Genomic DNA, 15,676 nt, shown 5'->3' on the forward strand with positions numbered 1-15,676 from the left:
TACTAACCATCAGAATATCATAAACCAACCTTTATGTTCAAAAGATTTTTTTCGCTTCAATGGAAGTCGTTCTTTAGGTCGTCCAACTTTGGAAAAAGCGTGGCTATCAAAGTCATTATGGGATTTTTTGGAATTTACATGCTCCTCTCCTTGGCCGGGACGGGTGCCGGACTGTACTTTATTCTAAGAGAGCTGTTCCCGAACGAAGGACCACTATGGGTGCTCAGCCAATATTTCATTTATTGGATTTTGATTGAACTGTTCCTGCGGTATTTTATGCAAAAATTACCCGTCATGGATATAAAACCTTTGCTGGCTACCCCTGTTAAAAAAAGTACGATAGCCCACTATATTTTGGGTCGTTCCGGCGTTTCATTTTATAATTTTCTTTCGCTTTTTCTTTTTGTACCCTTCGGTATTGTTCTATTGTTTCAGAGGTATTTATTTTTAAATGTATTTCTCTGGATAATAGGCATTTTTGCCATTACGCTATGCATCAATTATATAAACCTTTTGATCAATAAGAGCGATAAAGCCTTAATAGTCATAGTCACATTAATTCTAGGTTTGTACGGTCTTGATTATTTCGGGGTTTTTTCGGCTAAGGAATTCTTCAGACCAATATTCCATGCCTTGTACGCCTATCCGGTCACCGTTTTAATCCCTATTGTTTTAGGGCTTTTGACGTATTGGGTAAACTACAAATTCCTGAGGAACAAAATTTATCTGGATGCCAGTTTAAAATCAAAGACTACCGAGGCGAAAACATCTGATCTGGCTTGGACCAGACGGTTTGGAGAAATGGGAACGTTCTTGCAGTTGGATTTAAAGATGATTTGGCGCAACAAACGAACCAAGTCCCAGGTTTTTATCTCATTGTTAATGGTCTTTTATGGTTTGATATTCTATACACAGGATATCTATTCCAACATGATGCCGATGTTGGCCTTTTTGGGAATATTCATGACCGGCATTTTCCTTAGTAATTTTGGACAGTTTATCCCTGCCTGGGACAGTAGTTATTATAGTATGATGATGTCCCAGAATATTCCGTTACGTAAATATTTGGAGTCAAAGGCCACGCTTATTTCGGTAACCGTAGTCGCTATGTTTTTGTTGACCATACCCTATGTTTACTTTGGTTGGCACGCTTTGGCCATAAATTTTGGTTGTGCACTATATAATCTGGGCATTAATATACCGGTCATTTTATTCTTCGGGTCTTTCAATAAAAAAAGAATTGAATTGGATAAGAGTCCGTTTGGAAATATGCAAGGGACAAGCGCAACACAGTTCTTGATCATGTTGCCCGTATTGGGGGCTCCCATCCTACTTTTTACCATTATGTACTACGCCGTTTCCCTAGAAGCCGCCGTTATTTTTCTTTCGGTATTGGGTGTCATAGGATTTGCGCTAAAAAATTATTTGTTGGATAAAATAACCGAGCAATACAGAAGCAAGAAATATGGCATGATTGCCGGATTTAAAGAAAAGAATAGTTGATTTCAGTAGCCAGTAGCCAGTAGCCAGTAGCCAGTAGCCAGTAGCCAGAAGCCAGTAGCCAGTAGCCAGTAGCCAGTAGCCAGTAGCCAGTAGCCAGTAGCCAGAAGCCAGAAGCCAGAAGCCAGAAGCCAGAAGCCAGAAGCCAGAAGCCAGAAGCCAGAAGCCAGAAGCCAGAAGCCAGAAGCCAGAAGCCAGAAGTAAAGAAAATATTTTCAAGATATGATAAAAACAGAAAACCTTACCAAACAATATGGACAACAGACCGTCCTGAACATAGATAGCTTGGACATACCGAAGGGCCAGAGTTTTGGTCTAGTAGGCAATAACGGAGCGGGAAAGACTACTTTTTTCAGTTTGTTGTTGGATTTGATTCAGCCTACCACGGGCCACATCATTAACCACGAAGTACAGGTAAATACCAGTGAAGCATGGAAACCCTTTACATCGTCCTTTATTGATGAAACTTTTTTGATAGGCTATTTGACCCCAGAGGAATATTTCTATTTCATCGGGGATTTGAGAGAAGCCAATAAAGCCGATGTTGATAGTTTATTGGCAAATTTCGAAGACTTCTTCCATGGTGAAATTTTAGGACAGAAAAAGTATTTGCGGGACCTTTCCAAAGGAAACCAGAAAAAAGCGGGAATTGTTGCCAGTTTTATAGGAAATCCTGAAGTGGTTATTTTGGACGAGCCTTTTGCCAATTTGGACCCGACAACACAGATACGGTTAAAATCCATCATTAAAGAATTGGCATCGGACAAAGATGTCACGGTATTGGTTTCCAGTCATGATTTAATACATGTCACGGAAGTATGTGAGCGTATCGTAGTGCTGAACAAGGGCGAAATTGTAAAGGACATCAAGACTTCTACCGAGACGCTTAAGGAATTGGAGACATTCTTTGCGGGATAAAATCAAAAAGCCCCTTTTTTAAAAAAGGGGCTTTAAAGATTAGTCGTTAGCAATCTCTTGGAGCAGGGGTATAGAAAAACTCCTCCTTAACTATTTTTCCGTTCTCTACTTGGTAAAGACATATTTCCTCCATGGCCTGGCGCCCTCCTTGTTTAAAGGTAGCGTCCATTTTCATACGGCAGGAGAAGAAATTATCGGCTACCAATGGCTCTGAGACTTCATTGCCATGAAATTCCGCTACCATATTGTTAAAGAATTCTGCTTTTTCCATAACGGCTTTAAAGCCTTCAACTTTTTCCATCGGCGCGCCTTTGGGTTCTATACTTACAATATCTTGGCCATAAAGCTCTTTCATGGCGTTGTCAAATTGTCCTTGTCTGCAATAGCCGACTAGCTTGTCGGCAACTTCTTTTGTTGTCATAATTGTTTGAATTTTGGCCCAATACTTTTTTGGCCGATTAATGAATAAACTATTTGTGATTTATGTAAAAGCCTTGTTTAAATAAGTATTTAAAGGTTTTATGGCTTCAAAATGATCTAGAATCTCTTCCCTTAGTTGGGTTGAATCATAAAAAGGTTCCAAAGGAAATTCGGCCATCGCATAGAACTGCTTGTTAAAGATTAGATCTGTTTTTTCCGCAGTTTCTAGTAGTTCCTTATCCAATCTTTTAGATTTTTCTCCCTTAAGTTTTCCAAAATTGGAAGTAAAATTTTTACTGTTTGTTAGTTTTATAAAGGCTTCGGTGTTATTGGCAATATGGGTTCTTATCTTTTTGAGTTCGGAAGGTTGAATCATAAATAATCCACCACCAACATGGATATTTTCGGCATCGATGCCCAAATAATAACCCGGATAAATAGATTTTTTTCCTTCCGGTGAAAAACCAGCTTTCATAATGGTATGATAAGGGCTTTTATCCTTTGAAAATCGAACATCCCTATTGATTCGGAAGAGCGCTTTTTTCGGGTCTGGTAAAATACGGGAATCCCATTCCAATAACTTGTCGAGCAATTCTTCCAAAAGATTGATAAAAGGCAACTTTACATAGGTTTCATACCTGTTTTTATTGGCGTGGAACCACTCCTTGTGATTGTTTTCACTTAATTCCTTAAAAAAAGTACTGTACTCTTTTGAAATCATTTTACTTCTTTTTGAATTTGTTCCAGTGCTTTTTGCGCCAACTGCTCCCAATAATCGTTGTTTATATAATCAACTTCATACCAACCGGTCAAAGGCCCTTTGTTTTTAAAAGGGTTAAACACTAGGATTTCAAAGTTGTACTGAGATAAATCCAGTACTTTTCCTAGTTTAAATACCATTCGGTCTTTTGTAGAAAAAAATGCGAAAACCTTGTTTTTATAATGTATGGCCGGTGAACGCATCATTTTGCCTTCTGTAATATTTCTTTCACTGGTGCATAGGAATTTCCTAATGGTTTCAAAGCGTTCAAAGGCAAGTGTTCTTTCCGTAGTCATACCCAAAACTACAAAAGCTGGTCAGTTGCCAAGAAGGGCAAATAAGACACTTTTAAGGGTTGATTGTGCCAAAAAAATCGACTAGCTTTGAGAATAATACATCAATCAAAAATAAAGACATGAAACACGTAAGTATTTTGGTTCCAAAGGGTAACGCCATTCTTAGTAGTATTATAGGGCCCTATAAAATATTTAATGCGGCCAATATGTATATGGCCAATACGGGAAAAACACAGCAGCCTTTTTTTGATGTTCATTTGGTAGGGTTAAACAAGAATACCACCCTGTATGAAGGAGCTTTCAGCATACATTGTGATGCTACTATAGACACTATCAAAGAGACCGATTTGATTGTTATCCCGGCGGGAAGACCGGAAAATCTATTACAGGATATCAAGGACAATTATGATTTTGTGTATTGGATTAGACGGCAAAAGGAATTATATAATGCGGAAGTGGCCAGTTTGTGTTTGGGTGCCTTTTTGTTGGCCGAAACGGGACTGGTAGATGGCAAGCAATGTACAACGCATTGGGCCGGAATGGATATATTCAAAAAAACGTACCCTCAGGTGAACTTGGTCTCCAATAAAGTGGTTACGGACGAGGACGGTATTTATACGAGCGGTGGCGCCTATTCCTTTTTGAATCTGATGTTACACTTGGTCGACAAATATTGTGGGAGAGAAACGGCAATTTACATTTCCAAATTTTTTGAGATTGAAATGGATAGGGACAATCAACATCAATTTGCCATATTCAAAGGCCAAAAAGACCATGAGGACGAAGCAATACGAATGGCCCAGCGGTATATAGAAGGAAATGTTTCAGAAAGGATTTCTGTAGATAGGCTTGCGGACAAATATGCCATAAGCAGACGAAATTTTGTAAGGCGCTTTAAAAAAGCAACACAGAACACGCCTTTGGAATATATTCAACGCGTAAAGGTTGAAGTAGCTAAAAAACGTTTGGAATCTACACAGAACAATGTGACCGAAATCATGTATGGCGTGGGGTATTCCGATCAGAAGGCATTTCGCAACGTATTCAAGAAATATGTGGGCCTATCCCCGATAGCTTATAAAGGAAAATACAATAGAAGCAGGGTAGATGTGTCCAATAATCCTACCGCTTGGTAATGCATTTCATCGATAATACGAAGAAAACTGGAAAACCGACTTGCGAGTCGGTTTTTTGATAAATGGTAGTGTTCCAATTTTCGGGATAGTCCGTTTTTGATTGAAAAAGCATCGATAAACGGTAAAATTGCAAGAAATTATGGGTCGATTTTCCCCATTTTAGACTGACCAGTTTGTAAAATACAGGTGTCACCTCATGAGATCTGTAGATCTCGCTCAAAATAAATTGGTCATTTGTCGATGAACTGCATAATATTATGGCACTTTTTAAGTTAACCATACATACGATACACTTTATTTTGAAGGTTCAATTTAGATACATTTTTGCCATACTTTCCGGAACATTGTTCTTTAATGCCTGTTCGGTCAAAAAAGACAAGTTTATAAACCGCAATTGGCATGCGCTCAACACCAAGTACAACACCTTGTACAATGGTGATATTGCGTTTGAGGAAGGGCGGACTACGTTGAATGATGCCTATCAGGACGATTATTGGGAAATTTTGCCCATAGAACGCTTAGAGGTGAGTGGCGAGATAAAGTTGGATTCCGAGGACAACAACCCTAATTTTTTGATTGCTGAGGAAAAGGCTACCAAGGCCATCCAAAAGCACAGTATGGATATTAAGGACGAGGAGCGAAACCCCCGTACCGATGATGCTTTCCTTTTATTGGGAAAGGCACGTTACTTTGATGAACGTTATATTCCTGCCTTGGAAGCGTTCAATTATATTTTGAACAAGTATGTAGATAGTGATAAATACAATGAAGCAACGATTTGGCGGGAGAAAACGAACATTCGTTTGGAGAACGAGGAGCTGGCCATTAAAAACCTGAAGCGCCTTATTAAGCTTGAAAATTTGGGAGATCAGGAATATGCAGATGCAAGGGCCTTTTTAGCGCAAGCCTATATTAACTTAAAAGCCCCTGATACGGCCATTCAGAATCTGAAAACAGCATCGGCATACACAAAAAAGAATCCCGAAAAAGGGAGATATCTATATATTATCGGACAATTGTACAATCAATTGGGTTATAAGGACAGCGCAAATCTCGCTTTTGATAAAGTAATTGATTTAAATAGGCGTTCGCCTAGAGTATACATGATCAATGCCGAAATCCAGAAAATACGGAATATCAAAATAACACCTGAAAACCAAGAGGATGTTTATGAATACTTGACGAAAATGGAGGAAAACCGTGAAAACAGGCCGTTTTTGGACAAAATCTTTCGTCAGGTAGCGGAGTTTCATTTGGAACAGGGTTCGGATAGTTTGGCTTTGTTGTATTTCAACAGATCGCTAAGGGCTACACAAAATGAGCCAAAATTAAATGCCTTGAATTACGAAAATCTGGCAGAATACAATTTTGACCAGAACGAGTATAAAGATGCAGGGGCCTATTACGATAGTGTTATTGCCAATTTAAATGAGAATACTAGAAAATACCGTTTGGTCAAAAAGAAACTGGACAATCTTGAAGATGTTATTAAATATGAGGACGTGGTTCAGTATACCGATAGTGTCATCACCTTATTCGAATTACCAAAAGAGGAGCAGATTACTTATTTTGAGAACTATATAGCAGATTTGCAAAAAGCGAAGGAAGAAGCGGAGAAAAAAGAAAAAGAAAGGATTACCGATGGTTTCGCCTCTTTTGTGAACAGTAAGAGCGGTAAAGAGAACAAGGGCAAATTCTACTTTTATAACGTTACCAGTTTGGGCTATGGTCAGAACGACTTTAAGAACAAATGGGGAAACCGTGAGTTGGCCGATGATTGGCGATGGTCAAACAAATCGGTTGCACTACCTTCGGAAGCTACAGGAGAGGTAATTGCCGAACAGGGGGAAATCGAGGCCACCGAAGAAGAGAAGTTTTCATTGGATTTTTATATGGATAGGATTCCAACCGATGTTGCCGTAATCGATAGCCTAAGAGGAGAACGGAATTTTGCGAACTATCAGTTGGGTTTAATTTATAAGGAAAAGTTCAAGGAAAATGTATTGGCGGCCGGAAAATTGGAAAATGTATTGGATTCTGACCCGGAGGAACGCTTAATACTTCCTTCCAAATACAATTTATATAAGATATATGAGGAGGAAGGCAGTGCATTGGCATCGGCCATGAAAACGGATATCATAACCAATCACAGAGATTCCCGCTACGCGGAAATCCTTTTGAATCCGCAAGCAGTTTTAGCGGATGATTCGGACAGCCCGGAGAAACGCTATGAAAGATTGTTTCAAAAATTCCGTGACCAGGAGTTTTTAGAGGTTATTACGGGAGCGGAACAAAATATCAATCGCTTTACGGGAGACCCCATCGTGCCGAAGTTTGAAATGCTCAAGGCGAACGCCATTGGCAGATTGCAGGGCTTTACGAATTTTAAGGAAGCCTTAAATTATGTGTCGTTGACCTACCCTAACAACCCTGAAGGCAAAAAAGCAGAACAAATGGTGGCGGAACAATTGCCGAAATTGGAACCCAAAGTATTTTCTTCGGAAACGGGCAGTACAGGAACGGGCAATTGGAAAGTGGTTTTTCCCTTTAAACGCAGTAATAATGAAAAGGCCTTAAAGTTAAAGGAGAAATTGGAAAAAGCCATAACCGATCTGAGATATAGAAATGTAGTTTCCAAGGACATATATAATTTAGAGGACCAGTTTGTGGTGGTCCACGGATTCAAATCCAAGGAGTTTGCCCTAGGATTTACGGAACTTCTAAAAAAGAATAAGGATTACCGAGTTGCTGATGAGAATTTTGTAATTTTATCGGAGAACTATAAGATTGTGCAGGTGCACAAAAACCTACAAGAATATAGAAATACACTTTTAACCCCAAAACCATGAAAAAATGTTTTCAGACAAACAAAAACCTAGAAGTATGAATGAATTAGGAGGACAACCCAACAGAATCGAAAAGAATACGAAAATCAAAGGAGATATTATCTCTGAAGCAGATTTTAGAATAGATGGTAAGTTAGACGGCAACGTAAAGACTTCCGGAAAAGTGGTCATTGGAAAAGACGGCTACATCCATGGAAAAGTAGAATGTGTGAACGCGGATATAGAAGGGAGCTTTAACGGAGAGTTGCTGGTATCGGATTTATTGTCGCTGAAATCTTCGGCAGTTATAGAAGGTACGGTATCCGTAACCAAATTGGCGGTAGAGCCGGGCGCTACATTTAATGCATCCTGTACCATGAAAGGAAAAGGGACATCGAGCAGCTCAGGAGCAACCAGCCCGGGAGGTTTTAAATCTTCTATGAGCGGAAACGCCAACGCCAAAAATGAGCCAGCAAAAGCCTCGTAAAGAAAGCAATAAAGCCTTAGGCACAGCGGCAAAATTCTCCGGTATTGCCATTCAAATGGGAGCTACCATTTATTTGGGCAATCTTTTGGGAGGCTGGTTAGATGATAAATACGAAAAAACATTTTTAGAGGATACAATCACGCTGCTTGCCGTATTTTTGTCCATGTATCTTGTCATTAAGAAAGTGATGGCACTCAACAAATAAGGGATAATTGTTTAGGAAAATAATTTTATATGTGATCGTGTTCACTCTAGTGGGCACGATTTCTTATTTTATACATAGTCTCTTTACTAGAGGCCAAACCATTTTAAACGGTCTCCTCTTTAAAGCATATCTCTTTCATTTTGCTTTTTCCCTGTTATTGGTTGTTGCTTTCAAACTTTTGGAGAACATGCCAAAGTTATTTGAACAGCTTGGCTTTATCTATTTGGGAGCACTTGTGTTCAAGATAGTCGTTTTTGCCATGATGCTATATCCGCAGTTATTCGGCGATCAACTTTTACCGTATCCCGAAAGGGCTTCCTTATTAATTCCCGTTTTCATTTTCCTGATGTTGGAGGTCTTTTTTATCGTCAAGATTCTAAGGAAACAATAAGTCAAAAAATTAAAGATTTATTAGTTTGAATTCCAGCAATATTGACTACTTTTGCGCAAAATTTTGAGCTACTAATTTTCGATCAGGAATAATAAGGGAATTTTCAAAAATGACGAAGCGCCTAATATTACTTTTTACAATTTGCTTTTCACTTCAAAGTTTCGGTTTTTCGGACAAGCAGATGAAGCAAGAAGGACCTGTTAACGGAAAAGAACAGGTTGATGCTTACATCAAACACCACATTAAGGATTCCCATGATTTTCACTTGTTTTCCTATACGAACGACCAAGGGGAACGTAAGCATGTTGGTTTTCCCCTGCCCGTTATCGTTTGGTCAAGTAAAGGTCTGGTCACCTTCATGTCTTCCGCATTTCACCATGATGATGACGGTAAAGTTATTGTGGAGCGCAACGGTGCCAAATTTGTAAAATTACACAGTAAGATATATGAATTGGAAGATGGGGCATCTTCCGTATCCTTTGATGAAGAACATCATGCGACCAATGCACATAAAGTGTTGGATTTTTCCATTACTAAAAGTGTTCTTGGAGTTTTGTTGGTAGGCCTGTTTATGTTGCTTGCTTTCTCATCTTTAGCGCGTCAGTATGGTAAAAAACAAGTTCCTACAGGTTTTGGTAGGGTTTTGGAGCCGCTTGTACTTTATGTTCGTGATGAAATAGCAAGACCCAACATTGGGGAAAAGCATTACAGAAGATTTACGGGATATTTATTAACGGTGTTTTTCTTTATCTGGATTTTGAATTTATTGGGACTCACCCCCTTTGGTTTTAATGTTACGGGACAGCTCGCGGTAACGGCATGTTTGGCCATTTTTACCTTGTTCATATATACCTTTAGTGGAAATAAACACTATTGGCAGCATATGCTATGGATGCCGGATGCGCCATGGTGGATAAGACCGGTTTTGGCGGTTATAGAATTGGCAGGGGCATTTATAATCAAGCCTTTTTCATTATTGGTTCGTTTATTCGCTAACATATCGGCGGGGCATATTGTAGTGATGAGTCTCATTGCGATCATGTTCACGTTAAAAGATAGCTTGACTGTTGGTGGTGCCACGGCCTTATCACTGGTCTTGTCTTTTTTCATCACCTTAATAGAGGTGTTGGTTGCCTTTTTACAGGCATATATTTTTGCAATGTTGTCGGCACTGTTCATAGGTATGGCGGTTGCGGACCATGGTCATGATCACGGACATGATGATCATGGCAAAGAAATCCCCGATGCTGAGGATGTAAGGGCAGATTTCATTTAAGAACGAGTTTTTTTAATTTTTTATATAAATCATTTATTATGTACAACTTAATTGGAGCCGGTTTAATCGTAATCGGAGCAGGTATTGGACTAGGTCAAATCGGTGGTAAGGCAATGGAAGGTATTGCGCGTCAGCCAGAAGCGACCGGAAAAATTCAAACTGCGATGATTATCATTGCTGCACTTTTAGAAGGTTTGGCATTTGGTGCCTTGTTCTTAGGAAAATAAGAGCAGAACAAACAAAGCATTTTCCTGTAACGGTTGGTTGCAGGAAATGTTTTCAATTAAAAAACTAAGACATAATCTTTCATTGATATGGAAACTTTATTAAACGATTTTTCGCCAGGACTATTCATTGTACAGACAATTCTTTTATTAGGATTGATTTTCTTGTTGGTGAGGTTTGCTTGGAAACCGATATTGACATCATTGAATGAGCGTGAAGCGGGTATTCAAGACGCATTGGACGCTGCCGAAAACGCGAAAAAGGAGATGCAAAATCTTCAGGCGGATAATGATAGACTTTTAAAAGAAGCGAGAGCGGAGCGTGATGAAATGTTGAAAGAAGCTCGTGAAATAAAAGATAAGACAGTCGCCGATGCCAAAGAACAAGCAAGCATTGAAGCAGATAAAATGATAAAACAGGCCCAAAGCGCTATCGAGGGCGAAAAGAAAGCCGCAATGGCGGATATCAAGTCACAAGTTGCTAATCTTTCCATAGAAATAGCCGAAAAAGTCATCAAAGAAGAATTGTCCGACAAAAAGAAACAGTTAAAGCTGGTTGATGAAATGTTGGGTGACATCAAATTGAACTAATCATGAGCAATTCTAGAGCGGCATTACGCTATGCCAAAGCTATTTTGGACTTGGCAGTGGACAAGAAAGCTACGGACAAGGTAGAAAAAGACATGCATGGCATTGTCCAAACGATTACCGACAATAAAGAGCTAAGGGAGATGATGGCCAATCCAGTGATTTTATCCAGTGCCAAAAAAGAAGTGCTGAACAAAATCTTTAAAGGAAGCCATGCCATTACGGAGGGTCTTATCAATTTATTGGTAGACAATAAACGTGTGGCCATTCTGAATGAAGTGGCACTTAAATACATTATCCTAAACGAAGCGCTAAAAGGGAAGGATTTGGCCTATGTAACCACGGCTGTTCCTATGGATGATAAGCTGGAGAAAAAGGTCTTAAAGCAAATCACTTCCATTACGGGCAATGAAGTAACCATAGAGAATACGGTTGATGAAAGTATCATCGGGGGTTTTGTATTGAGAGTGGGAGATTTACAATTTGATGCAAGCATCGCCAACAAATTGAACAATTTAAAAAGAGAATTTACAAATAGTCTATAATAAATAGGAGGACGGTTGACATCTAAAGTCTAGCGTCTAACATCTAACGTCTATAAAAATGGCAGGAGTAAAAGCCGCTGAGGTATCAGCAATTTTAAAACAACAATTATCAGGATTTGACGCAACCGCTACTTTAGATGAAGTGGGAACCGTATTGCAGGTAGGTGATGGTATCGCCAGGGTCTATGGTTTGGCCAATGCACAGTATGGCGAATTGGTAGAGTTCGAGGGCGGACTTAAAGGAATCGTTTTGAACTTGGAAGAAGACAATGTAGGTGTAGTACTATTGAGTCCTTCACGTGACGTAAAGGAAGGTTCCATAGTAAAGCGTACCCAAACCATCGCCTCGATTAATGTTGGAGAAGGAATTTCCGGACGTGTAGTAAATACTTTAGGGATACCTATAGATGGTAAAGGCCCTATTACTGGAGAAACATATGAAATGCCATTGGAACGTAAAGCCCCGGGGGTAATCTTCCGAGAGCCGGTAACGGAGCCAATGCAAACCGGTATCAAGGCGATTGATGCGATGATACCCGTGGGTAGAGGACAACGTGAGTTGGTCATTGGTGACCGTCAAACAGGTAAGACTACGGTCTGTATCGATACCATTTTGAATCAAAAGGAATTTTATGATGCAGGGGAACCTGTATATTGTATTTATGTGGCGATAGGACAAAAAGCTTCTACTGTAGCAGGAATCGCTCAGGTATTGGAAGATAAAGGTGCTATGGCCTATACGACTATCGTAGCGGCCAATGCTTCGGACCCTGCGCCCATGCAGGTATATGCGCCCATGGCAGGTGCCGCTATCGGAGAATACTTCCGTGATACCGGTCGCCCAGCTTTAATTATCTATGATGATCTTTCAAAGCAAGCCGTTGCATATCGTGAGGTTTCTCTTTTGTTAAGAAGACCTCCAGGACGTGAGGCGTATCCCGGTGACGTTTTCTACCTACACTCCAGATTATTGGAGCGTTCCGCTAAGGTGATCAATGATGATGCCATAGCAAAAGATATGAACGACTTGCCAGATTCATTGAAACCCATGGTAAAAGGTGGTGGTTCCTTAACGGCATTGCCCATTATTGAAACACAGGCAGGTGACGTTTCTGCATATATTCCAACTAACGTAATTTCGATTACGGATGGTCAGATATTCTTGGAGCAAGATTTATTTAACCAAGGGGTGCGTCCTGCGATTAACGTAGGTATTTCGGTATCACGTGTGGGGGGTAACGCTCAGATTAAATCCATGAAAAAAGTATCGGGTACGTTGAAATTAGATCAGGCACAATTCCGCGAATTGGAAGCCTTTGCCAAGTTTGGTTCCGATTTGGATGCCGCTACTCTAAATGTTATCGAAAAAGGACGTCGCAACGTTGAAATCTTGAAGCAAGCGCAGAACGATCCTTTCACGGTAGAAAATCAGGTGGCAATCATTTATGCAGGCTCTAAAAACTTATTGAAGGATGTTCCCGTGGATAAGGTAAAGGAGTTTGAAAGAGATTATCTAGAGTTTTTAAATGCGAAACATAGAGACGTCTTGGATACGTTAAAAGCAGGAAAACTTACGGATGAAGTAACGGAAACATTGACTGCTGTTTGTAAGGACTTGTCGTCAAAATATAATTAGTCCATAGAAATGAGTATAAAGTAGTTAGTATTAAGGACAGAATGAGTTCTAACTACTAATTAATAACGACTAAATACTAAAAAAATGGCGAACCTTAAGGAGATTAGAAATAGAATTTCATCGGTTTCTTCAACCATGCAGATAACCAGTGCCATGAAAATGGTATCGGCTGCGAAGTTGAAAAAGGCTCAGGATGCTATTACGGCCATGAGACCTTATGCGGATAAGCTTACAGAACTACTTCAGAATTTGAGCGCAAGTCTGGATGCGGATTCGGGAAGCAAGTTTTCGGATGACCGTCCGGTGAACAAAGTTTTGGTTGTGGCGGTCACTTCCAATAGAGGTCTATGTGGCGCATTCAATTCCAATATTTTAAAACAGTGCACCAATTTGACCGAAACAGTTTACGCAGGAAAACAGGTCGATTTTGTCGCCATAGGTAAAAAAGCCGCTGATTTTCTTGGAAAAAGATATGATGTTGTAGCAAATCACAGTGCTGTTTTTGACGAGCTTACTTTTGATAATGTTGCCGTTATTGCGGAAAGCTTGATGGAGAAATTTGTGGACGGTTCATATGATAGAATAGAGATTGTTTACAATAAATTCAAAAATGCCGCTACCCAGATTGTAATGACAGAGCAATTTTTGCCTATTGTTCCGGTAGCAGGTGAAGAAAGTGTGAATTCAGATTATGTTTTTGAACCTTCCAAAGTAGAGATTGTAGCACAATTGATACCAAAATCACTTAAAACACAATTATACAAAGGTATTCGTGATTCTTTCGCGAGTGAGCACGGAGCCCGTATGACGGCGATGCACAAAGCGACCGATAATGCAACGGAGCTTAGAGACCAGCTGAAATTAACATACAACAAGGCAAGACAAGCGGCCATTACCAATGAAATTTTGGAAATTGTTGGAGGAGCGGAAGCTTTAAACAACTAACGTAATTGCGAGTACAGCGAAGCAATCTGTTTCTAAGGAACTCGAAAAATAAAAACCTCGCATGTAATGCGGGGTTTTATTTTTTTAACCGATTTTTGCGCTGACCATGAAAAGCAAAAAAACCGCCTTACTCTTTATTTTTATCACCATTCTTGTAGATGTCATCGGCATCGGTATCATTCTTCCTATTATTCCCGATCTAATAATGGAATTGACCGGAGAAGGTACCGCTATGGCCGTGATTTATGGAATGTGGCTGACTACGGCTTTTGCAGGGATGCAATTTTTGTTTTCTCCTGTTTTGGGGGAGATTTCGGATAAATTCGGAAGAAAACCAATTCTTTTGCTAGCATTATTGGGACTAAGCATCGATTATTTGATTCATGCTTGGGCACCTACCATCATGTGGTTGTTCGTGGGGCGGTTTTTAGCCGGGATCACCGGAGCTAGTTTCACGGTGGCTTCGGCCTATATTGCGGACATCAGTACAAAAGAAGAAAAAGCGAAGAATTTTGGTCTAATAGGCGCTGCATTTGGTCTTGGTTTTATCATAGGCCCGGGTATAGGAGGTTTTTTTGGAGAAATAGATATTCGATTGCCCTTTTACATAGCTGCTGGACTTACGTTTGCCAATTTTCTTTTTGGTTGGTTCGCCGTGCCAGAATCCCTTGTTCCAGAAAATCGAAGGGAAATCAACCTCTTAAAAATGATTCCTGGGGTTTCATTGGTCAGCTTACGAAACTATAAAGGGGTTTTATTATTGATTTTTGCTTTCTTTTTGGCCAATCTAGCGGGTCAGGCATTACCGTCTACTTGGTCCTATTATGGTATAGAACGTTATGATTGGAGTCCCAAAGAGATAGGTATATCCTTAATGGTCGTGGGTTTATTGGTCGCCATCGTACAGGGTGCCTTGGTAGGGAAACTTGTAAGGGCTTTGGGTAAAAAGACGGTGGTCATTTCCGGATTTATTTTGTGGACGCTTGGTATGTTCTTGTTTTCCGTAGCTTCCGAACCTTGGATGTTATACGCCTTTCTGATCCCATATGCTTTGGGTGGTGCTGCCGGACCCACTATTCAAGGAATTATCTCCAATCAAGTTTCGGAGAAAGAGCAGGGCAACCTTCAAGGTGCCATAACGGGCTTGGTCAGCGTCACGGCCATTTTAGGTCAGTTGATATTTTCTCCCGTATTTTATTTCTTTATTCGTCCGGAGGGAGAAATTTATTTTCCCGGAGCGCCTTACACCTTGGCAGCCGGATTCTTGTTCATTTCACTGCTCTTCGCCATTATGGCCATGAAAAAAATGAATTTAGAGGAAGATGGCACTATAATTAATCCAATACGATAGGCAGTCTTATTTAAAGCCTATATCATCGTATCGTCAATAGCTGTTTTACTTATTCTGAGTCTTTTCATAGGAAGGGAAATAAAAAAAGAATTGCAGCAGCTAAAAGAACCAAAAGATGGTTAGAAAGATGAGGTATTGATTGGCATTCTTGAATCTTCTTTGAAAGGTTTCTG

The 15,676-nt window shown here is 40.0% G+C and carries 17 protein-coding genes; 14 read left to right on the forward strand and 3 right to left on the reverse strand.

Annotation, left to right across the window (positions count from 1 at the left end):
• Positions 1-33 precede the first annotated feature (33 nt).
• Both ACKWBX_RS00600 and ACKWBX_RS00605 read left to right on the forward strand, forming a co-directional pair.
• Positions 34-1,503 carry a DUF5687 family protein gene (locus ACKWBX_RS00600; protein ID WP_413966696.1) on the forward strand — a complete coding sequence of 490 codons (1,470 nt, stop codon included), beginning with the start codon at positions 34-36 and terminating at the stop codon, positions 1,501-1,503.
• Between the two features lie 219 nt (positions 1,504-1,722).
• Entirely contained in the window at positions 1,723-2,418 is a 696-nt protein-coding gene (locus ACKWBX_RS00605; protein WP_413966697.1) for an ABC transporter ATP-binding protein, read from the forward strand.
• A 46-nt stretch (positions 2,419-2,464) separates the two neighbouring features.
• Here the strand turns inward: ACKWBX_RS00605 and ACKWBX_RS00610 are convergent, their stop codons facing one another.
• Genes ACKWBX_RS00610 through ACKWBX_RS00620 form a run of 3 tightly spaced genes read right to left on the reverse strand, consistent with a single transcriptional unit; the run spans position 2,465 to position 3,894 of the window.
• Positions 2,465-2,839: a SnoaL-like domain-containing protein gene (locus ACKWBX_RS00610; RefSeq protein ID WP_413966698.1), complete on the reverse strand. Its 375-nt coding sequence runs from the start codon at positions 2,837-2,839 to the stop codon at positions 2,465-2,467.
• A 60-nt stretch (positions 2,840-2,899) separates the two neighbouring features.
• Positions 2,900-3,559: a DUF2461 domain-containing protein gene (locus ACKWBX_RS00615; protein WP_413966699.1), complete on the reverse strand. Its 660-nt coding sequence runs from the start codon at positions 3,557-3,559 to the stop codon at positions 2,900-2,902.
• The gene (locus ACKWBX_RS00620; RefSeq protein WP_413966700.1) at positions 3,556-3,894 is read right to left on the reverse strand and encodes a hypothetical protein; all 339 of its coding nucleotides are present in this window, start codon (positions 3,892-3,894) and stop codon (positions 3,556-3,558) included. Before ACKWBX_RS00620 ends, ACKWBX_RS00615 begins: the two co-directional genes overlap by 4 nt.
• Before the next feature lie 119 nt (positions 3,895-4,013).
• Between ACKWBX_RS00620 and ACKWBX_RS00625 the strand changes: the two genes are divergently transcribed.
• From ACKWBX_RS00625 to ACKWBX_RS00680, 12 genes are all read left to right on the forward strand, one after another.
• Positions 4,014-5,030 carry a GlxA family transcriptional regulator gene (locus ACKWBX_RS00625; protein WP_413966701.1) on the forward strand — a complete coding sequence of 339 codons (1,017 nt, stop codon included), beginning with the start codon at positions 4,014-4,016 and terminating at the stop codon, positions 5,028-5,030.
• Between the two features lie 257 nt (positions 5,031-5,287).
• Positions 5,288-7,879 (forward strand): type IX secretion system periplasmic lipoprotein PorW/SprE, encoded by a 2,592-nt coding sequence (gene porW / locus ACKWBX_RS00630; RefSeq protein ID WP_413966702.1) that lies wholly within the window; start codon positions 5,288-5,290, stop codon positions 7,877-7,879.
• Between the two features lie 4 nt (positions 7,880-7,883).
• Complete coding sequence (locus ACKWBX_RS00635; RefSeq protein ID WP_413966703.1) at positions 7,884-8,342, forward strand: bactofilin family protein; 459 nt, start codon at positions 7,884-7,886, stop codon at positions 8,340-8,342.
• Complete coding sequence (locus ACKWBX_RS00640) at positions 8,320-8,547, forward strand: AtpZ/AtpI family protein (protein WP_413966704.1); 228 nt, start codon at positions 8,320-8,322, stop codon at positions 8,545-8,547. Before ACKWBX_RS00635 ends, ACKWBX_RS00640 begins: the two co-directional genes overlap by 23 nt.
• Positions 8,548-8,554: 7 nt before the next feature.
• Positions 8,555-8,938 carry a DUF6168 family protein gene (locus ACKWBX_RS00645; RefSeq protein ID WP_413966705.1) on the forward strand — a complete coding sequence of 128 codons (384 nt, stop codon included), beginning with the start codon at positions 8,555-8,557 and terminating at the stop codon, positions 8,936-8,938.
• Positions 8,939-9,047: 109 nt separating this feature from the next.
• Positions 9,048-10,214 (forward strand): F0F1 ATP synthase subunit A, encoded by a 1,167-nt coding sequence (gene atpB, locus ACKWBX_RS00650; RefSeq protein ID WP_413966706.1) that lies wholly within the window; start codon positions 9,048-9,050, stop codon positions 10,212-10,214.
• 38 nt (positions 10,215-10,252) lie between these two features.
• Complete coding sequence (atpE, locus tag ACKWBX_RS00655; protein ID WP_013993139.1) at positions 10,253-10,441, forward strand: ATP synthase F0 subunit C; 189 nt, start codon at positions 10,253-10,255, stop codon at positions 10,439-10,441.
• Between the two features lie 87 nt (positions 10,442-10,528).
• The gene (locus ACKWBX_RS00660; protein WP_413966707.1) at positions 10,529-11,029 is read left to right on the forward strand and encodes a F0F1 ATP synthase subunit B; all 501 of its coding nucleotides are present in this window, start codon (positions 10,529-10,531) and stop codon (positions 11,027-11,029) included.
• A 2-nt stretch (positions 11,030-11,031) separates the two neighbouring features.
• The gene (gene atpH, locus ACKWBX_RS00665; RefSeq protein ID WP_413966708.1) at positions 11,032-11,571 is read left to right on the forward strand and encodes an ATP synthase F1 subunit delta; all 540 of its coding nucleotides are present in this window, start codon (positions 11,032-11,034) and stop codon (positions 11,569-11,571) included.
• Between the two features lie 58 nt (positions 11,572-11,629).
• Complete coding sequence (gene atpA, locus ACKWBX_RS00670; RefSeq protein ID WP_413966709.1) at positions 11,630-13,207, forward strand: F0F1 ATP synthase subunit alpha; 1,578 nt, start codon at positions 11,630-11,632, stop codon at positions 13,205-13,207.
• A gap of 84 nt (positions 13,208-13,291) precedes the next feature.
• Positions 13,292-14,152, forward strand: a complete 861-nt coding sequence (gene atpG / locus ACKWBX_RS00675; protein WP_413966710.1) for an ATP synthase F1 subunit gamma — start codon at positions 13,292-13,294, stop codon at positions 14,150-14,152.
• A gap of 106 nt (positions 14,153-14,258) precedes the next feature.
• A complete protein-coding gene (locus tag ACKWBX_RS00680; protein ID WP_413966711.1) occupies positions 14,259-15,503 on the forward strand; it encodes a TCR/Tet family MFS transporter in 1,245 nt (414 codons plus the stop codon).
• The last annotated feature ends 173 nt before the right edge of the window (positions 15,504-15,676 follow it).

It is taken from the genome of Maribacter algae (genome assembly GCF_047345745.1).
Lineage (GTDB): Bacteria > Bacteroidota > Bacteroidia > Flavobacteriales > Flavobacteriaceae > Maribacter.